This window comes from Flavisolibacter tropicus (assembly GCF_001644645.1).
Taxonomy (GTDB): domain Bacteria; phylum Bacteroidota; class Bacteroidia; order Chitinophagales; family Chitinophagaceae; genus Flavisolibacter; species Flavisolibacter tropicus.
In genome coordinates, this window is sequence record NZ_CP011390.1 from 1,987,248 (window position 1) to 2,008,346 (window position 21,099).

Sequence of the window (21,099 nt, forward strand, 5' to 3'; positions counted from 1 at the left end):
ACACAAGTTTGCACAACTTCACAACCGATCCAAAGGAAAGGCATGTTTTGTGCTGCTTACAGTGTTTTCTAGCTTGGCTTTCTTTTGGAGCAAAGTTTATTTAGTAGATATACTAGGGGCTTTTACGTACAGTAAAAAATATGTGTATCATACACATACTCAGCATCTTAATTAACTACTATTTTTATTAAACGTCACCAATTCCTATTTGAAAACCTCATGAGAAAGTTATCTTTCCTTCTAGCCTGTATTATCGGAATAAGTGTTTCTGGTTTCTCCCAAGATATTATTCGTCAAAAAGTTTGTAATGACCCTGGAATAAAGCATCAGGCTGATAGTCTGAAACAATTATATGCAAAAGATGGCTTTGTTGTTTTGAAAGAAGCTTCTATTACCATGGAAAGCGAATATGAGATGCCAGTAGTTGTTCCATTGCAAGAGGGCACATGGTATCAATTCGTATTTATTGGAGATCCTACTTCCCGTTTATACGAAGTGCGGATGTATGACTGGAGTGAAAAACAAGTTATCTACCAGAAAAAGATGTGGGGCGATGTTGACGGCAATATCATTTCGTATTCTTATATCCCTCGCGTAACAGAATACCACATGATGAAGCCTGTACAAGTAAACAAGAAGAAGAAAAAAGAACTTTGTGGATATGTTATGTTGCTAAAGAAAACCAAGCAAGATCAATCAGCTCCATCCCCAACTAAATAAGATAAAACCCGCAAATGCGGGTTTTATCTTAGGTATCAGTTTCTTTTATTTACATGCCATACGTTATTCAATAACATCACCTTCCGCTAAAGGAATTTGAATCATGTAAAGCGTACCTTTCTCAGTTTCACTTAAAACGTCAACAGTACCGCTCAATAACAATATCCGGTTTGCCAGATTATGAAGACCTATTCCTTTTTGACGTTCTAATTCTTTTCTATAATTGAACCCTACCCCATTATCTTGAGTGGTTAATAAAATACGTTTGTCATCATGCCTGATGTTGATTAGAAGTGTAGTAGCTCTGGCATGTTTAATGGTATTGTAAACAATTTCCTGAACAATACGGTATAGGTTAATGGTTTTGTACTCGCTTAATTCAGGTAGATCATCTGCCTCTAAAATAATTTGTATGGCGGGTTGTTCTTTTTGAACAGTATGAACAAACTCTCGCAGTGCAGCAACTAACCATTTTTGTTGGATGGTGCCTGGCAAAAAATCAGTTGCAATTGTCCTGATCTTGGTAATTATATCATCAATAAAAACTTTGAACTGTTCCTGGCGGAGACGGTCATCAGGTCGTTGTAATTGAAAGGTGCTAATCCCCATTCGTATTGCAGAAAGCGTTGCTCCAAAATCTTCATGCAATTGATATGTTATACGTGCACGATCTTTTTCTTGAGCGGTTACTTCGGCCAATAAATTAAGACGGTTATATTCTGCTTTTTTACGTTGTTGTGCTTTACTCAACAATACAATAAACGAAATCAATACCGTTCCCAAAATCACCGTAATCCCTATAAAAACGGCATAAAATTGTAGCTGTTGCATGCAAGTTCGTTATTCTCCTCAGGACTTTAAAAGTACTATTTCTACCTTAAACTCAGCATAAAGTTAGGCTACAATAATAAAGTAAAACTGTGTTGTATACAGAAAAAATTAAGGTTGCGCACTAACATCTTTAGCTGGATTTGAAGGTAGCCTCTGCCACCAATTTTCATCCGCTCCAAAAAGCTCAAAGGGAGGACGAGCTGATTTACCTATCCGGTAAATCCCTATAGCTAATAGTAAATTTTTAATAATATAATTGATGTTATGGATATTCCACAGTGCTTGAGCAGTAGCGGGCTCTAGCTCTGTGAAAATATGATTTACAATAGCAAACAATCCTATACTGTAAATAAAATAGCTTACAAACGCAATGTTGATCCAAAACTTACCATCACGTAAAACTGAGTAGTCGTGACCTACTTCCTTCAGCGAGTGAAAGAAATAAGCGATACAATAAGCGATAACAATAACACTTTCAATAACTAATGGATAATCCTGGATAGTGTGAATGCTTTCTAGCCAGTAACAGTTAGCAATAAAGAAAGCCACGAATAATAAGACAGTTCCATAGATCAGTTTCTTCAAATGCGGCAGTAATAATGCATAAACGATACTTATTCCTGTGAACTCAAACAAAGTATACACATTTAGGCATAACAAAGATGTTTCACTACCCATTTGAATATAATACTCGGTTAAGCCACTAGTTAGAATACTTGTACAAAGCAGCACAAATAAAGCAATAATGAACTTTTCTTTTTTCCTTATCGCTTGCAGGCACAAAAGAAAAGGAATAAAGACAGTAAGTGTTGATATATAGGAAAGCAATTCTGCGAAACTCATGTGTAAGGGTTAGATACTGTAAGCAAATCTGGTATCGAGCAATCATAGAAACCGCGAATTACATTTTGCTTTTGCAATGCGCGGTTTCTAATTATCGGATCGAATAATTATAATAGATCTGAAGGGCAGAATGGCGGACAAGATCTTGTTCTATCGCCATATTCTACAGGTTCATCAATTGCGGCATCACTAAACATCATTTGTTGTACGCCTTCATCACTTAAGCCCAACTCAACCCGAACTGTTTCAGTATTATTCTCCAGTAAACGATTGATGGCTACACTACCCCAGAAATGCCCCCAAATGCTGCCGGGATGCTGTTGTTTAAAGTCTAGTCTCCAATTCTTGGCTACCTCCCAAGTTACCGTTCCATTACTTGTCGCAACAGAAGCAGCGGTAATAACATTTCCTTTATTATCAACGGCAACAGGCACAACGTGCACACTGCCATTAGCGTCATTACCGAAATAAAAACAAATCCCCGCTACTTTATTGTTAGCAATTAATGAGCTCAATGCTTGTGCAGGCAAATAAAATGCCCGGGTAGAATTAACGGAAGGTGCTTTTTTGGCTAATGTTAGAGCCCGGTTACGCTTCCAGCGATTGGCAGTAGCACTATCAACAGGCCCTCCAACTTCTTTATTAAAAAAAGAATTTGCTTCTGTAATACTTGTTTGCTCTTTTAAAAGAGAAGCTTCTTTCTTTTTCTGACAAGCCAGATTCACTGAAAAAATTGATAATGCACAAAACAAATTAAAATAAAAGCCAGTCGTAGATCTAAACCTCATAAGGGAACGAATTATTGGGACTAATTTAGACTGAAGTCTAAAACTACACACGCGTACTTTTACCCGACTTTGAAGTGAAATTTCCCATCCTGCTGAACTAAGATCATCAAGTAAGAAAAAACACGTAATAAATATTTAGCTTAAATATCTAAGGCTTTCCAGTACTTCCTAACAGACCATGTTAAAAAAGTAGCAACTTTTGCTTTTTCCTTATCAAATTAGAAGCCTGTGTACTAGGGCTGGGGGATTAAATAGACCTCTTATACATAAAAAAAGCGGCCTGAAATCATAATGAGACTTCAGGCCGCTTAAACTAGAATAAGAATTTATTGTGTTAAGGCTACCCGCACTTGTAAACCACCCCTGGTAGTTGTTACTGGTGCCGTAGTGGCAATCTTTGGTATCACCTTATTTTGCTCAAAGTAGAATTTAATATTCACCTTATTGTTTACCACATAATCGATCGTTGGTGACAGCCGCACTACCTTTTGCCCGGCGGTTCCAAAAGCTATATTCTGATCTAATCGGCTGTTGGCCGTCGCATCATCTCGCAGGCTAAAGTCAAAACGGAAGGTGACATCATTTTCAAGTTTCTTACCATTCTTACCAATTTTTACATTTTGCAGGAATGGCACACCGCGCTTGCGCCAATTCATACTGAAACCATATTCCGTAGAACGATTCTCTGCCAGTTGGTAATCAACCAGGCTTAAACTTAGCTGACGACTCTTCTTATATTCTACCCTGGCAGACAATTGATTTACTAGCGTAACATCCACTTCTATTAATGGGCTGAATTGTTCACTTACAGTTACGTTAGGCACTAAGAAGTAAGGTACATAGTTTCCTGTTTGTGTATCACGGAAGTAGGGATACCCAGCATGGAATGGATCTTGAAACAACAAGGCTGTATTAAAGCTATTCATGCTTAAAGTACTACTGTAGCCATGGCGTAAGGTTACGTTGGAAAACACCTTTTCCAATCCACTTATCCGCGACAAACCGTTGTAGGTAATATTCCAATTGGGTCGCGGCAGCAGCCCACCAAATGGATTTGATTTCACATTTGGCTTGGAATTCTTCATCAATCGCACTTTAGTAGGATCCTGATCAGTATAGGCCGCTAAAAACGCTGGGATCAATACATCCTGCGCATATCGGCCGTAACCTTCATAATAACCGTCTGGGTTCTGTGAAGCACCTTGAGCATAAATATTAGCATCCTTTAACCTATTCGATAAAATCAATCTGTTTGCCTCAAACTGTTTAAAGGTTTCAGATACCTCATTGGGATCAAACTTTGTAAACAATGTTTGATAAGCGATATAGCTAATACTAAAGCTTCCTAATGCATATGGATTGTAACGCTTCAATCCACTGTTCATACCAGTATCCTTATACAATTCAGAATACTGCAAATCAAAAGTCTTATCAAAGTTTACATCAATATTAAAATCTCTAAACGGTGTGATCTGGGCTGTAATATTCAGCTTCTGATTGTAACGCTGCTGGATCAATTGGTTAAATAACGAATCCCTCGTTAATAATCCCAAAGCCCCCAAGTGGTTGATATCGCTGGTGTCAGGCTGGTAACCAAATGCATACTTCCAACCTGGTGATGGATTTCTAAAGTTAATACCTACGGCTTGGACACTATCCAGGTAACCTGGCAACAAAGTACCCATGTCCTGTGTATACTGCACTCCTATCCGCTTTAAGCTGGTAACCAGTTGCATTAAAGCTTTTGGCACTTTGCCAATTTCAGGTAAAGCATTAGGATCTTTTACTTTTGCTTTTTTACCAGCACTATCTTTTGGTGCCTGAGAAGCTGGAGCTGCCGGATTCTCATTATAAACACCTCTAAGGAAACGTGACTTTGTATACAGCTGATCGAAGTTGAACTCACCAGTCACATTACGAACTTGTCCATTTACAATGGTGTTTCCTAAACTTCTTGTCAGCAAAGATGCCGCTACCCAATCATACTTACCCGTAACACTAGCACGGATCGTTGTCCAATCTACTATTGGAAGTTTATTGGTTGGCAATGTATATGATAATGTTGCATCGTGATGGTACCTGGTAGCACGACCTCCTCTTAAGAAGTTATTCTTAACCGTATCCTTTTTCTCTTTCGTATCGATGTAACCATATGGTTCATCAACACGTGCATTGTTTACGGCATTAAAGTCCAAAGTCAATGACCGTGTTAAATCCCAACGTAGAGTATAATAGCGATCAAAGTAGAAGAACTTATTGAATGTTTCTGGCAGCTTAAACTTCACATCCATCACATTGCGGTTCCGCAAAGAACCAAACTGGCGGAACACATCGGCCTTAAAGGAGAAGGATGGTTTGTAATTAAAGTTGAAATCTCTCACCAGCGCCAGCCATGGTGAGTTAGATTTAATCAACCGTTTCAGGGGTTCAATGAAATGTTGCTGTGGCGCATACGTATAACCTAAGGCAGCCCTTGTACGGCGTATATCTTCACTTTCAATGATTGGGTTGCTGTGCTCCTGGTGTGTAAAGGAGTAGTTTAGGTCAATGTTTGAAATATCCCATGGCTGCACCGGCTTGCCATTGGTCTTATTCTTCTTAACATTGGTAAAGTTGACAGTCTTTATTGTCTGCTGGTCAACAGCTGCGGATTGAATAGAATCCCGCTCCTTACCCGATACCTCACTCAACTTATCCTTCAATTTGATATCCAGATCATATGGATCGTATTCCGGTGTACTACTGGTTCTGCTAATTCCTGCATAAACAGGAATCTGAATGGCGGCTTTCTTTGGAACCAGTTTACCTAAGTCCAGATTACTGCTTACGTCAAACTGATAGAAGTCATCACGACTCCGCTCGTTTACACGTTGCTCCAAAGTACCAAAGCCACTACTACGCACATTGCCTGCAACACTAATATTACCCAAATCTGCCAGGCGCAAGTCTACGCGGCCTACACCAGCCCATCCACCATGTTCGTCTAAGCGCGACAAACGCAATTCATTAAACCACACTTCTGCACTAGTAGAGCCGGTCGTTGAATTTTGTATACCCAGCATCATTCCTCTTACCTCACCCAGGTTAGGATTACCAATAATGGCAAACGTGCGTCCATTTAATTGTTCTGAATAATAAAGTGATGGAGAAACGCCATTCCGGTTTCTACGTAACTTTAATGAAGTAAGCTCGTTTAGGTCAAAATCAAGGTTATTGCTGGCTGGCCAGATCTCATCTGGATTGGAGGTTCCCCATTTTGTTACGTCCAATGGTATCCTTACCTCATAGTAGTTACCAGCGAAATCATTACCTATACGAATTACAGCATTCAGATCACCTTTGCTCACATCGGTAGAACTGCGTACTGCTTCAGCATGCACAAACATCGATAGGCGTCCGTATTGACGTAAGTCTAAGTTCATGGTCTTAAACACACCACGTGCCTGCCCACCGGCTAAGTCTGTAATCTTTAAACTAAGCGATTGTTCGTTTTGTAATAATTGTACATTATTATTACTCAATTGCTGCTGACGCTCAATGCCTGGTGGTTGACGGTAAGGAATAGGCATACGTGAGTCATTCTCTTCAATATTTACCGCCAGCACTTCAAGCTGTGTAGGGTCATTTGCCGGCAAAGGTTTATAGTTGCCAGAAGTATCGGCTTCATAGTTAAACTTCCGCCATTGGTTGCGTATCAACTCCAACTTAGCAAAGCGAAGAACAGCTGTGTCTTCAAAATCAGTAAGGAACATCCGGATAAAGCGGATAGATTTAAAATCAGGGATGTTACCCACTTTAGCCTGGAAGTCTTTTATAGGTATACGAAACAGATACCATTTTTCTTTTCGTGTACTTCCATCTGCCAATACGGGTGTTACCTCACGCACATCGGTTATGTAATTAGATCCTGCTGTCATCCTTGGCGTCAGCTCTACACGATACTGGAAGTATTCCTCAATCTCGTTCATCGTGTTATCACGATTAAATTCTTCCTGGTCTGGGTATAAAGTAAAAGCACTGGTAAACTGATCGCTTGTATTAGCTATCGGGGAGTTGCCATGAGGGTTATTAATATCTTTATAACGCTCCAATATGCCAGCTTTCTTCTGATCATAAAAAGCATCACGATACCCCTTAAAGTTATCAGCAGACGGGTCTGTTTCCGCCTTTGTTGCAACTGGAGCTGTTGGCCCAAAATTGCTTTTCAGTTGATCAATATAAGGTTTGAACTTGGTCTTTTCATCCGCATCGGTTAACCCATCAAAACCTACATCCTGTAAAGGTCTATCGTTAGGATCATTGCTGAACGCATTGGTTACCTGTATTGGATTGCGTGGTACTTTACCCCAAACAGTTTCATCGGTCAATGCATTTGGCGTGGTGGGTGTAGGCAATCCATTCTCGTATCCTCTTTTACCATCGCGTAACACATCTTCTGAAATATTACCTAAGTCAAAATAGAGCTCGCCACCTTTACTTAAAGGCTTATTAACAAAAGGATCTTGCAGCCAGAATTCGATGAACTCAACATTACCAGTTTCAAAATCTGTTTGATCAATATTACGCATTACACCACCCCAGGCTTTCTTTGGCTGCACAAAACGACCATTGGCATCAATAGCTCCGGGTTGGGCCTGGAAATTATAAGGCCCTTTCTCTCTTGGATAAAAAGCCATATCAAATGTGGTTAGAATGCTCTGTCCTACATCTGTTGTACGTTGAGGAAATAACTCATTTTGAAATACCTGGCGGGTTTCAGGCTTTGACAATTCTGCCAGATCACCATGCAATGGGTTATTATTATTACGAGGCTCCTGTAAGGTAGGCTCAATATTATACCAGGCTAGCTTTGCCCTATTGTAACCATATTCCAGGTTGTTACTTAGTTCTGCTTCTGGGAATAAGATATTACCATTTTTATCTGGCGACTGTTGTGGCGCAGATGCCAGCGCCCAACTGTTTATAGGAAAACGCAAGTCTAATCCACTACGTGTACCTTCAAAATCATCTACATAAATAACACCTTCATTACCTTTTCCAATTTGAGGGGAGTGACCGGGCTGCAACATAGCTGCTTCACCATAGGCGGTAACGGAAGAAACTGCTTTGGTAGAATAAAATGGTAATTTATCTAACCACTTAGACAGGCGCGGCACATCTTTTCTATAGTCAAAATCCATCCCATACATGGTATTCCGTATCGGATCCTCGCCATATGCCTGCTTGGTAAAGAAGGGACGCTCACCCAGGCGCACGATGGTACCACCAACCGTCAAATTCTTATTGGCCAGGTAATCCAATCGCAAGCCCATATAGTTCTTTTGCTGTAACCCAAAGGATGCACTGTTTTCATACTGCACCTGTACGGGTACGCCAGAATTAATAATGGCTGAATTAATCACTTTTAAGGTACCAAGGTCATAGTTGATCTCATAGTCAACATTCTCCTGCAGCACCTGTCCACCGGCTGTAACAGTTACAGAACCCCGTGGAATATTAAAACCTAATTGGTAATCTGAATTGTTAGCCGATTTAGAACGTCCTACTAATTCAAAGCGATTCAGGTTGGCAAAGGTCTGTGCTATTGCTTTGATTGTATCGTAAAGCGGATAGTACAGATACTTTTGGCGAGCAGCATCATTTTCATAAATATATTCCAGGTCACGGCCAAAGGGTTCCAGTACCGGGAAAATGATCCGGCTTTGTGAAGGAATAACTGTAAACCCATCAACATAGTCAAACACACCATCGGGCTGCGGGTCATTCTGATTATTCAGGCGATCCAGGTTTACCAGATTCAAAATAGGCACACCACGGTATTCTTGCTTTAAGCTATCAAATGGCAAATAGCGCTTCTTACCCAAACTAGGTTCCTCGTACACTACATCCAGCTTAAAGTCCTCACGTTGCAACTGACCAAAGCCAACGCTGTACACGTTTTTCATCATCAGGTCCCAAATAGGAAGACCAGGGCGTTGAGATGTAGCTTTTAATAATTTTAAAAACAGCACTTTTTGAGTGTTACCACTGCTGTCGGGTGGTACATCCTGTGAAAAATCACCCACCTGGTAGATCTGACCATTATAGGTATACTGGAAAGCTACCCCCAGCACTTCATCAGGATTAAGCGCTTGGTTCAGTGACAGAAAACCAATACGCTCATTAAAATAATAATCCGTAGGCTGAAGCTTACGGGCAAATGTTTTTTCGAAATCCTGCACTGGCCTCAGCCCCATGGTGGTCAGTACATTTTGTATTTCTGATGAATTCCGGCCATTGGGCTGTTTTAAAATGGCGGTGTAAAGGTCATTGGAATTATTAGAAGGTAGCGATCCCGGCCTGCCGTTCCATGGACCATAGGTTGAATCTTCTCCTAAGTCCATCAGGGCAACAATGTCCCGGGTGTCAGTTGTTGCACCGGTACGATTGGTTACCCACACTTCCATACGAAGTATCTGGATGTTAGAACGCACCAGTGGCAGGTCTTTCATCGCCTTATTATAATTACGGCGGAAGTATTGACCTAATAAGAAGTGACGGTTCTCCTCGTATTCATCAGCCTTTATACTAAAGGATTGTGCGGCGGCACCACCTGTTAAACCCAACGATTGACGCTGAGAGCGCTGATTGGCCAACACACCTGTAACATACATTTTACCAAACTGCAATTGGGTCTTTACCCCAAACAACGATTGCGCACCAGGAATCAAGGTACCCTTTGATTGAAAACTAATATTACCTGCCTGGAATACCTTCAATACCTCATCTTCCTTACCCTGGTAATCCAGTTTCAGTTGGTTTTCAAAATCAAAGTTGGCCAGTGTATTATAGTTGATCGGCAGTTTGATCTTATCACCAATATTGGCATCTACCTGCAGCTGGGCGTTCATATTAAAATCGAAGCCCCCTGTTTTACGCGCCCGCTCTGGAAGGGTTGGGTTCTTTATATTTTGGCCCTGGTAGCCGGCAGCAATGTCTACATATCCCGACGGCTTTATGTCAATCTTGCCATTTCCCGTAATGCGGTTCATCCAGTCTTTGTTGAAACCAAAGTTGGGTTTTGCTGTACGGCGGTTCAGGTCAAACATTGTATTAGCCCGCTGACGGAAATAATCCGATTCATCCTTCCTACCCTGCAAGCGAATGAATTCATCCATAGAAAAGGTCATGGGAGTACGGTAATACTTATTGCCGACCTTTTCAATAACATAGTACTGCTTGGTTACCGGATCATATTCTACATTGCGCTTAATGAAGGAGGTATCTTTTAGATCAAAGCTATTTTGACGGGGATAGGTATAGGGGTCTCCTCTGCGATCTTGAAGTGGGTATTTAGTTGTATCTGAAGTATTTATAGGAAACTTTCCTTCACCCGCAAAGCGTGCATGCGCACTTGCTCCGCAGATAAAAGCAGATAATATGATAGCAGCTACCCGCTTCCGCAAGCTCTTGGAAGAATGGAAATTCAATGCGATCTTCTCCACAATTAGTAAATGAATGACGTTTTCTAAAGGGTTTGCAATGCTTTTTTGATCACTGCCTCTACACCGAGTTCCGGATTTTGGTCCAAAACCTTCTGAATCGCACTATCAGCCGCTTGCCGGTTTATTCCTAGTGCTATCAATGCATTTAACGCATCAGTACCAATGGTATTGCCTTTCCAAGGGGAAATATTTGCGTCGAGAGATTGTTTAGTCAGTTTATCCCTGAGTTCCAACACGATGCGTTCAGCTGTTTTTTTACCTATACCTTTTATAGCTTCCAGCATTTTAGCATTGCCTTGAACAATGGCGCGACTTAGTTCATCGGGTTTCATATAAGAAAGCATAACGCGGGCTGTGGAGGCACCCACGCCAGAAACTCCAAGTAACATCAAGAACATCTCCTTTTCTGCTACATCAAAAAAGCCGTAAAGAATATGGGCATCTTCGCGGACAATAAGGTGAGTAAGTAAGGTACCATTTTCCAAATCCTGGATTTTGGAATAGGTATTCAGACTAATATTGATTTCATAGCCAACGCCGGCTACGTCTACATGTACAGTTGCGGGTGATTTATGGGCAAAATGGCCTCTAACAAAAGCGATCATACGACGAAAATAAGCGAATAAAAACACTGTTCACAGCCTATAAATTCTTATACCACCTTAAAAGTTGGGCTTGTGAAATGTCAAATTAGAGGCGTTAAAGAAAGCTGCAAGCTACTAGCTGCACGCTTCAAGCGGCCCCTCCCGGCCTCCCAAAAGGGGATAAGTACCTCGCAAATAACCATAAGATGGAACAGCAATAAAATTGAAAAGAACTCCTTTAAGGAGAATGCTTTTGTGTTTTATGGTCTACGCCTTCGTAAGTTATCGATGACTACTTATTAAAGATTATAGCAATATCAGGCTGGGTCCTTATCGGGTTTTCTTCGATCTTGCTTCGATTCTTCTTCGATATTCGTTCGATACATAGAATCGAACAACTATCGAATCAGATAGGAACAAAATAGGATGTACCCCATCTCTTGGGCCTTGTTTTTTTGATTATTCCCTCCGCTACTCTCCTCCTTGAACATGGAATGTTGATTATTGAGCATTCAACATTTCCTCTCTGCCCCTCCAAATTCCAAAACCCTAATTCCCAATTCCTCCCATCATCCTTCATTATTCCTTGTTCCTTGTTCAATATTCTTCACCTTTCCTCCTTACCCTCTTTTCAACTCTTAGCGCTCTGCCATTACCCTTTAAATAAGAGAAATAACCTAAATCTGGCACCCTTTTGCCGACAATTCTCGTTAAACTCTGGACTGTGTACTATCTTAGCCCTCCTTTTTAAACTTCAGAATTGTAGCGATGACTTCAAAGATTACTGCAGCCATTACCGCCGTTGGTGGTTATGTGCCAGAAACAAAATTGACAAATGCCGACTTAGAAAAAATGGTAGACACCAACGATGAATGGATCCGGACACGCACCGGGGTATCCGAACGTCGTATTTTGAAAGGTGAAGGATTGGGATCTTCTGATTTGGCTGTACCAGCCATTAAACAGCTTTTAGAAAAAAGAGGGATCAGCGCTGAAGAAATTGAGTGTATCATTTGTTGCACGGTAACACCCGATATGGTGTTCCCGGCCACAGCTAATATCATTTCCGATAAACTAGGTGCTAAACATGCATTTGGCTTTGACTTGGGTGCTGCCTGCTCTGGTTTCCTATATGGCTTAACTATGGGCGCTTCCCTGATCGAGAGCCGCCGTTATAAAAAAGTAGTGGTAGTAGGTGTAGATAAAATGAGCGCTATAATTGATTATAGCGATCGTACTACCTGTATTCTATTTGGCGATGGCGCTGGAGCCGTATTACTGGAGCCTAATACAGAAGGCTTTGGCGTATTGGATTCTATTTTGAAAAGCGATGGTAGCGGCCGTCAGTTCCTGCATATGAAAGCAGGTGGTTCGGTTCGTCCGGCTACAGCTGAAACCGTTGCCAATAAAGAGCACTTTGTGTTCCAGGATGGTCAGCCAGTATTCAAAGCAGCCGTTAAGGGCATGGCCGATGTAAGCGCTGAATTGTTAGATCGTAACAACCTAACCGGTAATGACATTGCTTGGTTGGTGCCTCACCAAGCTAACAAACGTATCATTGATGCTACTGCCGACCGTATGGGTCTTTCTCATGATAAGGTGATGTTGAACATTCATAAATATGGTAATACCACAGCGGCTACTATTCCGCTTTGTTTGTGGGAATGGCGCCATGAATTAAACAAAGGCGACAACATTGTGTTAGCTGCCTTTGGTGGTGGTTTTACCTGGGGTGCTACCCTGGTAAAATGGGCGTATTAATTAGCCTGATTACAAGATACTTTCAAAGAGCCCTGTCTTTTGACAGGGCTTTTCCATTGACATTAATTAATATATGATTTTCAAGCCTGCCCTTTCACTTATCTTCACCCCCTTTCTATTAGAATCCGACTATGATCAACCAAACTAAACTGCTTATTGCCAAAAGACTGCTTCGTTTTTTAAAGTATATTGGTATCGCTGTTCTGTCCTTTGTCACATTTGTCCTTCTTTATTTACTAGCAGCCTATGTTTTATCAAGAATAAGTACAGAAAAGGAAGCTTCCTCTTCAAATGATGTGTCCATTTATATTCTTTCCAATGGTGTGCATACAGACCTGGTAATGCCTTTGAAAACAGAGATTGTGGATTGGAGTAAAGAAATTCAGTTTGCACATACTACTGGCAAGGATACCGTCATGCAGTTTGTAGCATTGGGTTGGGGCGATAAAGGCTTTTACCTGGAAACGCCTACATGGGCCGACTTGAAGTTTAGCACGGCGTTCAAAGCTGCTTTTGCCTTAAGCACTTCTGCCCTACATGCTACCTTTTATAAATCAATGAAAGAGGGAAAGGAATGTGTAAAGATTCCCATCTCCAAAGACCAATATACTCGCTTGGTAGCTTATATCCAGAACAGTTTTGACAAAGATGCCAATGGGCATTACATAAATATTCCAACCAAGGCTGTATATGGAGCCAACGATGCTTTTTATGAAGCCAAGGGCAGTTATAGTTTATTTCAAACGTGTAATACCTGGGCTAATAAAGGATTGAAAAGTTGTGGTCAGAAAGCTGCTTTATGGACACCATTTGATACAGGTATATTTTATCATTATAACCAAAACAAATAGTTTATGACTCAAAAACCATCTGCTGCCTTTATTGGTGCTTCATGGGTAGCACTAGGTGCAGGCATGCTTGGCTACCTTGTTGGCCTTTGGCGTGCTGAGATGCAACTCAATGAAAAAGGCTATTACTTTACCATTCTCATGTTTGGCCTCTTTGCCGTTGTTTCACTTCAAAAAACAGTACGTGACCGATTAGATGGTATTCCAGTTACGGATATCTATTATGGTCTTAGCTGGTTTTCTACTCTCCTTTCTATTATTTTATTGGTAATAGGATTATGGAATGCCACTATACTGCCTAGTGAGAAGGGCTTCTACGCCTTTGCCTTCTTGTTGGCATTATTTGGAGCTATCACCGTTCAAAAGAATACAAGAGACAGCCTGGGTAGTGTTAAAAAAGAGCAGCCCACAACCTAATCCTTCTTGCTAGGGTTCATAAATTTTCATATAAAACAGCAGTGTCATTTCCTTTAGGAAGACACTGCTGTTTTATTTATTATAAATGCTTCGATCTACTTAAAGGTGCTTGCTATTGTAAAGGAAAATCCAATCAAAAGCGTATGCCCTTGCTTTGGCGTTTTATAAACAATAATTGAAGTAGCAGCATAATGAATTTGTTACTATTTTAAATCATGACTTACCGAGAAGCCCACTTAGAAGATATTGAACAATTATCTGTCATTCGATTGGCTGTTAAAGAAAACAGGTTATCCAATCCTGCCTTAATTACGTACCATGATTATGAAACCTTCCTAACCATACGAGGCAAGGGATGGGTATGTGAAATCAATGGACAATTAGTGGGGTTTGCTATCGTCGACTTAAACGACCATAATGTATGGGCCTTATTTATGGATCCTGCGTTTGAAGGCCAAGGCATTGGAAGGCGGCTGCATCAGCTAATGCTAGACTGGTACTTTAAACAAACCGAACATACGCTTTGGTTAAGCACTGATCCTCAGTCAAGAGCAGCTGCTTTTTATAGAAAGGCTGGTTGGACAGAGGCTGGTCCTTATGGGAAAGGAGAATTAAAGTTTGAAATGACCCACTCAAATTGGCTAAATACACAACTATCCAAATAATAGTATACTGGTATACAAAAGATGTCAAGCAACTGATCGTATACATTTTAAACATATACAGCTACAAACAACAAGTCCCAGTCATATGACTGGGACTTGTTGTTTAATTACTTAGTAAATCTATCGTTTACTAACACCACTATTTGCCTTTTTATACGCCTCAAGGCCTTTTTCTAACCACTCGCGGAACGCACTTGGACTAGGTGTATACGCCTTGGTTTTGGTTAAGGCTTTTTCATCCGGACTAATGATCGCATATTGCGGTTGAGAAACAGCGTTGAAGTTTTCCGATTGGAAAGTGGCCCACTTATCACCAACGGTAATGATAGGCTTCTTATCGCCACTTTTAGTTGTGTATTCAATTTGCTGGGCCGCAGGTAATTTCTGGCGCTCATCTACATAGAGTGAAACTACCACAAACTCATTTTTCATTAATTGTTCCACCTCTGGATCAATCCATACATTTTCCTCCATACGGCGGCAGTTTACACATGCCCAACCGGTGAAGTCGATCAATACCGGCTTACCTTGTTTACGCGCTAATTCCAACGCACCTTCATAATCATTATGAATAGGCTTAATAGCAATCTTACGTTCATATAGGCTATACGATAAAGGCGGAGGGAATCCACTAATCAGGCTAAGGTTTGCCGCCTTTGTATTAGTAACACCAGGGATCAAATAGAGTGTAGCGGCACCAAACAGCACTACAAACGCCCAACGCGTCTTTGTCATTTTAGGCTTACTGTCATGGGCAAACCGGATAATACCTAATAGATATAAAACAATAGCGATTCCAATACCAATCCAAATGGCGATGAAAACCTCTCGCTTCAGCAGCCCCCATTGCTTTACCAGGTCAGCATTTGACAAGAACTTAATAGCCATAGCCAACTCCAGGAAACCTAACACCACTTTTACACTGGTAAGCCATCCACCTGATTTAGGCAATGATTGTAACCAATGCGGGAATAGGGCGAACAATGCAAACGGTAGTGCTAGGCCTAGTCCAAATCCCGACATACCGGCTGTTAATTGCCATGCACCACCATTATTTGTTAAGGCGCCAGCTAACAAAGAGCCTAAAATAGGACCTGTACAAGAGAAAGAAACAATGGCCAGCGTCAACGCCATAAAGAAGATACCGGCAAAATCGCCAATGCCTGATTTCTCGTCCACCTTATTAGCAAAAGAACTAGGCAGGCCAATTTCATAGAACCCAAAGAACGATAAGGCAAAAACGATGAAGACCACAAAAAAGGTCAGGTTTAACCATACGTTCGTAGAGATATTATTCAGAATCTCAGGATCGGTTGTATCCAATAAGTGGAAAGGAGTGCTAAGGAAAGCGTAGATCGCAAAAATGCATAAACCGTATCCCAAGGCATTACGAATCCCCTTTTTACGTGTGCCCGAGCGCTTGGTAAAGAATGAAACAGTCAATGGAATTAACGGAAACACACAGGGTGTAACCAGGGCAATGAGTCCACCAACAAAGCCTAATAGGAAGATGGCCCATAAACTTTTATCTGCCGCTTCATCATCGCCATAAGGGGTAACAGGATTTTTAATATCAATGGTATTGATCTTTATACGCGTACTGGCACTGACACCACCTTCCAACGGAACAGAAAAAGAGAAAGGGGTAGCAGGGTAAAACTCATCGTTTTTACCATAGGTATAAGACAAGACACCCTGTAAGGTAGCTGGCACATCGCCTGTTATATGCACTCGCTGTGTCCAGGCAGTAGCACCTTCATATACTTTTACTTGTGTGCCTTCAAAAATGATACTCTTCTCTGTTTTAACAGCACCAGAATCTTTAAATGCTCCAGTAGATTGGATAGCAGAGTCTGAGAATTGAAGTTCTGTAGTAGCCACTTCACTTAATACCTGGTTGGGCGCATACAGCTGCCAACCATTTGGACCATTGGTAACAAACTTTAGCTCGTACTCTTTATCACTGATCTTTTTACTAGTTACCTGCCACTGCACAGCAGCACTATCCTGACTAAAAGCATTCAGACCAACCGATAGTAGTATTCCAAGGGCTAAGAAGAAACGTAAAAGAGGGCGCATAAACAGTATTTGAAAAAACAAACGGATTCCCTCAAGAATCCGTTTGCAAAAGAAATGAAAAAAGTATCGTCTATTTTAAAGCAATTGTGAAATTCGTTGTCTTGGGAGGTAAACATTTCTGATCATCACAGGTTTGAAACTCCAACTTCCCGGTTACAGCTGTCTTAGCGTTACCTTTCAGCTTCACCACTTGTACAAAATTTACTTTATTACTGTATTGGTTAGCAGAAACATCCAGCTTGTCATCGCGGTATCTTTCCAGCTTACCTACTTCTTTTACTTTACCATCAAACACCAATAAAGGATTATTATTAAATGCAAAGCTGGTAGGCTGAGCAATAGCATCATCCGGTTGTGTTTGCGAATAAAGGTGCCAACCAGATTGTATAGTGGCGGTCATATGGATCTCATAAACCTTATCGCTGATCTTTTTGCTTGTAAATGCCCAGCTAACGGGATTTTGCGCAAAGGCTGCTATACTACCTACAAAGAACAAAGCCAGAACAAAAGCAAGCTTCTTCATACAAATGGATTTAGAAAGCAAATTTCCTTGTTTAATTATTGCCGAGATGTTAAAAGATGAGTGAGCAGTAATGAGTGATGAGGAAAACTTACTCATTACTCATCATTCATTATTCATACTTACACTGCTGCAACCGCTTCTTCCAGCACTAACTGGAATAACAGTTTGAACACCTTGCGGCCGTCAGTATTGCCCAGCACAGAAGAGCAAGCTCTTTCTGGGTGCGGCATCATACCAAATACGTTACGGCCTTCATTGCAAATACCTGCAATATTGCGGGTAGAGCCATTATGATTGCTTTCAGGAGTAACATTACCTTCAGCATCGCAGTAATGTAATAATACCTGCCCATTAGCTTCCAGCTTATTCAAGGTAGCATCATCTGCATAATAGCGGCCCTCTCCATGTGCAATAGGAATATTATAAACGTTCTCATCGGCATCTTTAACAAACACATTCTTGCAGATGTACTTTTGGTTGTTATTCCGTAGCAACACACCTGGAAGCAGATGAGATTCACATAAAATCTGGAAACCGTTACAAACGCCTAATACTTTACCACCACGCTTAGCAAAATCGATTACGCTTTGCATGATAGGGCTAAAGCGGGCAATGGCACCTGTACGCAGGTAGTCGCCATAAGAAAAACCACCAGGTAGTACAATACAATCCTCCGTAGTAAACTGCGACAGATCGCTATCCTTATGCCACAGCATTACACATTCCTGCTTTAGGTCATGCACTAAGGCATCATACATATCTCTATCGCAATTGGAACCGGGGAAAACAACAACACCGAATTTCATAATGGAAAATTGAAATGCAAAGATACTTTGCTAAAAACTGTTTTTATCTTAAAAAACCCACGTTTTAGTCACAAATTGTTGAGCCAGTACAAAAGCCAGCATTAAATAGAAAATAACAACCGGCAACCAACGCTTGTTTGGATAATAATAAGCACAGGCATGAAACGCCGCAAAAGGTGCAGCCGTTACTATCCAGGAAGTATAGGTAAATGTATTATTGGTAAAAGGGATCAAAATGGCCAGTAACAAGTACAACAATACAATACTCCAGGTTTTACGGGCCTGGATCAGCATTTTCCGTAAATAGGTTTGGATATAGAATCCGCCCATTAAGAAAGGAATTCCTAAGAGCAAGGTGCTTCCTACCTGCCAGATAGAGTTTTTTAGAGTAGGTACATTGAAGGTTATTCTTGGAAACAATTGCTGTAAAGAAAGGCGGTCGTTCAAAAACAAATAAACCCCATAGAAATAAAACGGTGTGGCTATACCAAATAACAATAAAATGATTTCATTCAACCGGAAGGGCCGTAATATCATCAACCCAATTAAAACAGATACAGCAAACAGAAATGAGGGAAAAAAGAAAAAGGAAGCAATACCCAACAATAGGCCAATATTAAAGATCCGTCCATTGGCTCCCTGTAAGTTATAAAGCTCAAAAAGCTTTATAAAGGCCCATATGATAAAGGTATTGGCAACTAAAGCCGCAGATAAATAACTCCATTCTGGCAATAAGGATGTTACCAACAAATAAGCCATGCCGGGTAAAAACGTAGGCTTGGCAATCATCCGGAACTCATTAACCATAGTGGTGACCTGAAGCGCCTGAATGTAGAGTAGCAGAAAAGCCACCAATGAGCTTACTATCGGCACCAGCCCTTGCAGTGACATCGATACCCACTGATACATTTTTCCATCCAAAGGGGTGGATACAGCTGCCCTAGGTGCCAAAAAGAGGGGTAACTTGATCAATAGCCCAAAAATGAACAACAGGGCAATGTTTCCTGGGGCTTTTTGTTTAAATATGCCAATCACAGCGCAATGCTAAGAAGAATAGTCAATTTTAGCAAAGCAAATGTAATTTCTATAATAACAAGGAACGATCATCTGCCGTGCGCTTACCTGTTTACCAAACTTGGGAAGGAACTCATAACCGCGATCCAAGTTCTTTAAGGTTGGGTTACGGCTGATCTGGCCATCTGCAGACAGCATGTAGTCATTTAAGAGCTGCTGGCGCTTTTCTTCCTGGTTAAATACAAAATGGAGCTGACCACCTGTATTCATTATTTGATAGGAGATATTATCACCAGACTCATCATCAAACTGCTCCTTGTGAATAACATTACTCCATTGTAGTTTACCTGTATTATCAAAGGACAAAATAGTCAGATTATCGGCATGGTGGCGGGTATTCTGGTTATTCATGCGGTTCCGCCAGTACCAGCTATTATACATAGGCGAATAGTAGGTATAATAGTCCATACGGCTGACATAAGGTGAGCCATATAAGTAATCCCAACGGTTCCAGCTGCCGAAACGGGAGGTAGTATAATAGGCCTCACTGCCGATGATAAAGCCACCATCTCTTTTGACAATAATATTTCTAATAAAATAGTCGTCAAAAGCAGATTTGGTATTTGACTCTCCGCGAGCTTCTTTGCGTAGCTCCTCTCCCAGTACTACTGTATTAACCATAGAAGGCTGTTTAGTAGCTTTATCCCACACATAAAAATAGAAACCTTCTACATTACCGCGCTTCTGCTTATAATAGAATGAAGTAAGGAAGTAACGCTTGTTAACATTATCAATCTTTATATGCGGCTCATCCAGAAAAATCTTATCCAGCGTCAAGTCCATAAGGCTGAAGGTGTCTGCCTGGGCTTGCTTCCAAATCAATTGAGCGCTGGTAATATTATCACTATTGTTCCGTGTAAACTTTGTAAACACAAAGTCACCATCGTTATCTACACTAAACTCATCTAGGTAATCGTGATCCTCATCCATAGGAATGGTCAAGGAAGATCGTTTTTGTAAAGCCAGTTTATTATCAAATAATAAAGTAGTGACCTGATAGCGTTGCTTATTGCGGGAATTGATCTTAAAGATCATGATCTGGTTCCTATCCTCACTATTTACAGCCGAATAGATCTTGTTGCTATTGGAAAGTCCAATGTGGGTCGTATCCAATTGCATCACTTCACCAACGGCTTTACCCATACCATCTATTCTAGCGGCATTACAATACACAACATTCTTTTTCTGGTATTGGTAAATCATGTAGGCCTGGTCCTGGAAAGAGAAGAAGTCGACATTGATAAGGCGGTCATCGGGCATGAACTTATGCTCCTCTTTCGTCAACTGTTTCATCTCATTATCATAGGCTGAGATAAAGCTTTTGCCGCGAAGTTCTTTATAGACAAGGAAGTTGCCACCTACTTTTCCAATGATTTCAAAGTCCATACGGCGGGTTTCATCATCATCGGGTTGAGAGTACACAATTTTCTGGGCCGATACGGGAAGGGTAGAGAAAACAAATGGCGCAAATAGCAAAGTCAAAAGAAACTTCATGATTGCTGTATGATTTAGCTGCTTAAAATTAATGTAACCTATTGATTAAGACGGTTAAAATTCCACTTAGCTGCATTAACGTCCAAACTAACGGTATAAAGTATCCACACCATAGCGAATTTGCTGTTTTGACCTTATTTTTAACATCGCGTTTACCTTAACAATACGTAAGAGTAAGGCTT

The 21,099-nt window shown here is 40.9% G+C and carries 15 protein-coding genes; 5 read left to right on the forward strand and 10 right to left on the reverse strand.

Going from position 1 to position 21,099, the window contains the following annotated elements; all coding sequences use genetic code 11:
• Nucleotides 1-219: 219 nt before the first annotated feature.
• On the forward strand, nt 220-720 hold the full coding sequence (locus tag SY85_RS08395) for a hypothetical protein (protein ID WP_066403472.1): 501 nt from the start codon (nt 220-222) through the stop codon (nt 718-720).
• 63 nt (nt 721-783) lie between these two features.
• Here the strand turns inward: SY85_RS08395 and SY85_RS08400 are convergent, their stop codons facing one another.
• The 5 genes from SY85_RS08400 to ruvA all read right to left on the reverse strand — a co-directional run bounded on the left by SY85_RS08400 (nt 784) and on the right by ruvA (nt 11,271).
• A complete protein-coding gene (locus SY85_RS08400) occupies nt 784-1,551 on the reverse strand; it encodes a sensor histidine kinase (RefSeq protein WP_066403474.1) in 768 nt (255 codons plus the stop codon).
• A 108-nt stretch (nt 1,552-1,659) separates the two neighbouring features.
• Nucleotides 1,660-2,394, reverse strand: coding sequence for a hypothetical protein (locus SY85_RS08405; RefSeq protein WP_066403480.1), 735 nt, complete (start codon nt 2,392-2,394; stop codon nt 1,660-1,662).
• A gap of 107 nt (nt 2,395-2,501) precedes the next feature.
• Nucleotides 2,502-3,182, reverse strand: a complete 681-nt coding sequence (locus SY85_RS08410) for a hypothetical protein (RefSeq protein ID WP_066403482.1) — start codon at nt 3,180-3,182, stop codon at nt 2,502-2,504.
• Nucleotides 3,183-3,508: 326 nt separating this feature from the next.
• The gene (gene sov / locus SY85_RS08415) at nt 3,509-10,666 is read right to left on the reverse strand and encodes a T9SS outer membrane translocon Sov/SprA (RefSeq protein ID WP_066403484.1); all 7,158 of its coding nucleotides are present in this window, start codon (nt 10,664-10,666) and stop codon (nt 3,509-3,511) included.
• A gap of 23 nt (nt 10,667-10,689) precedes the next feature.
• Nucleotides 10,690-11,271, reverse strand: a complete 582-nt coding sequence (gene ruvA, locus SY85_RS08420; protein ID WP_066403488.1) for a Holliday junction branch migration protein RuvA — start codon at nt 11,269-11,271, stop codon at nt 10,690-10,692.
• 747 nt (nt 11,272-12,018) lie between these two features.
• Between ruvA and SY85_RS08425 the strand changes: the two genes are divergently transcribed.
• The 4 genes from SY85_RS08425 to SY85_RS08440 all read left to right on the forward strand — a co-directional run bounded on the left by SY85_RS08425 (nt 12,019) and on the right by SY85_RS08440 (nt 14,941).
• Nucleotides 12,019-13,011, forward strand: coding sequence for a beta-ketoacyl-ACP synthase III (locus SY85_RS08425; protein WP_066403490.1), 993 nt, complete (start codon nt 12,019-12,021; stop codon nt 13,009-13,011).
• 131 nt (nt 13,012-13,142) lie between these two features.
• Nucleotides 13,143-13,862 carry a TIGR02117 family protein gene (locus tag SY85_RS08430; RefSeq protein WP_066403493.1) on the forward strand — a complete coding sequence of 240 codons (720 nt, stop codon included), beginning with the start codon at nt 13,143-13,145 and terminating at the stop codon, nt 13,860-13,862.
• 3 nt (nt 13,863-13,865) lie between these two features.
• The gene (yiaA, locus tag SY85_RS08435; RefSeq protein ID WP_066403495.1) at nt 13,866-14,276 is read left to right on the forward strand and encodes an inner membrane protein YiaA; all 411 of its coding nucleotides are present in this window, start codon (nt 13,866-13,868) and stop codon (nt 14,274-14,276) included.
• A 215-nt stretch (nt 14,277-14,491) separates the two neighbouring features.
• Nucleotides 14,492-14,941 carry a GNAT family N-acetyltransferase gene (locus SY85_RS08440; RefSeq protein ID WP_066403497.1) on the forward strand — a complete coding sequence of 150 codons (450 nt, stop codon included), beginning with the start codon at nt 14,492-14,494 and terminating at the stop codon, nt 14,939-14,941.
• A gap of 120 nt (nt 14,942-15,061) precedes the next feature.
• Here SY85_RS08440 and SY85_RS08445 read toward each other — a convergent pair whose 3' ends face one another.
• The 5 genes from SY85_RS08445 to SY85_RS08465 all read right to left on the reverse strand — a co-directional run bounded on the left by SY85_RS08445 (nt 15,062) and on the right by SY85_RS08465 (nt 20,917).
• A complete protein-coding gene (locus tag SY85_RS08445; RefSeq protein WP_066403499.1) occupies nt 15,062-17,020 on the reverse strand; it encodes a protein-disulfide reductase DsbD family protein in 1,959 nt (652 codons plus the stop codon).
• A gap of 70 nt (nt 17,021-17,090) precedes the next feature.
• Nucleotides 17,091-17,543 carry a protein-disulfide reductase DsbD domain-containing protein gene (locus SY85_RS08450; RefSeq protein ID WP_066403502.1) on the reverse strand — a complete coding sequence of 151 codons (453 nt, stop codon included), beginning with the start codon at nt 17,541-17,543 and terminating at the stop codon, nt 17,091-17,093.
• 119 nt (nt 17,544-17,662) lie between these two features.
• A complete protein-coding gene (gene purQ / locus SY85_RS08455; RefSeq protein WP_066403505.1) occupies nt 17,663-18,349 on the reverse strand; it encodes a phosphoribosylformylglycinamidine synthase subunit PurQ in 687 nt (228 codons plus the stop codon).
• A 48-nt stretch (nt 18,350-18,397) separates the two neighbouring features.
• Nucleotides 18,398-19,300 carry a hypothetical protein gene (locus SY85_RS08460; protein ID WP_158512952.1) on the reverse strand — a complete coding sequence of 301 codons (903 nt, stop codon included), beginning with the start codon at nt 19,298-19,300 and terminating at the stop codon, nt 18,398-18,400.
• 93 nt (nt 19,301-19,393) lie between these two features.
• Entirely contained in the window at nt 19,394-20,917 is a 1,524-nt protein-coding gene (locus SY85_RS08465) for a hypothetical protein (RefSeq protein WP_066403511.1), read from the reverse strand.
• Nucleotides 20,918-21,099 lie beyond the last annotated feature (182 nt).

Excerpts from the sequence above, each read along its gene's own strand:
- SY85_RS08395 (WP_066403472.1), top strand. The coding sequence starts at position 220 with ATGAGAAAGTTATCTTTCCTTCTAGCCTGTATTATCGGAATAAGTGTT.
- SY85_RS08450 (WP_066403502.1), bottom strand. The coding sequence starts at position 17,543 with ATGAAGAAGCTTGCTTTTGTTCTGGCTTTGTTCTTTGTAGGTAGTATA.
- SY85_RS08425 (WP_066403490.1), top strand. The coding sequence starts at position 12,019 with ATGACTTCAAAGATTACTGCAGCCATTACCGCCGTTGGTGGTTATGTG.
- SY85_RS08410 (WP_066403482.1), bottom strand. The coding sequence starts at position 3,182 with ATGAGGTTTAGATCTACGACTGGCTTTTATTTTAATTTGTTTTGTGCA.
- purQ (WP_066403505.1), bottom strand. The coding sequence starts at position 18,349 with ATGAAATTCGGTGTTGTTGTTTTCCCCGGTTCCAATTGCGATAGAGAT.
- SY85_RS08405 (WP_066403480.1), bottom strand. The coding sequence starts at position 2,394 with ATGAGTTTCGCAGAATTGCTTTCCTATATATCAACACTTACTGTCTTT.
- SY85_RS08430 (WP_066403493.1), top strand. The coding sequence starts at position 13,143 with ATGATCAACCAAACTAAACTGCTTATTGCCAAAAGACTGCTTCGTTTT.
- SY85_RS08400 (WP_066403474.1), bottom strand. The coding sequence starts at position 1,551 with ATGCAACAGCTACAATTTTATGCCGTTTTTATAGGGATTACGGTGATT.
- yiaA (WP_066403495.1), top strand. The coding sequence starts at position 13,866 with ATGACTCAAAAACCATCTGCTGCCTTTATTGGTGCTTCATGGGTAGCA.
- SY85_RS08445 (WP_066403499.1), bottom strand. The coding sequence starts at position 17,020 with ATGCGCCCTCTTTTACGTTTCTTCTTAGCCCTTGGAATACTACTATCG.
- SY85_RS08465 (WP_066403511.1), bottom strand. The coding sequence starts at position 20,917 with ATGAAGTTTCTTTTGACTTTGCTATTTGCGCCATTTGTTTTCTCTACC.
- ruvA (WP_066403488.1), bottom strand. The coding sequence starts at position 11,271 with ATGATCGCTTTTGTTAGAGGCCATTTTGCCCATAAATCACCCGCAACT.
- SY85_RS08440 (WP_066403497.1), top strand. The coding sequence starts at position 14,492 with ATGACTTACCGAGAAGCCCACTTAGAAGATATTGAACAATTATCTGTC.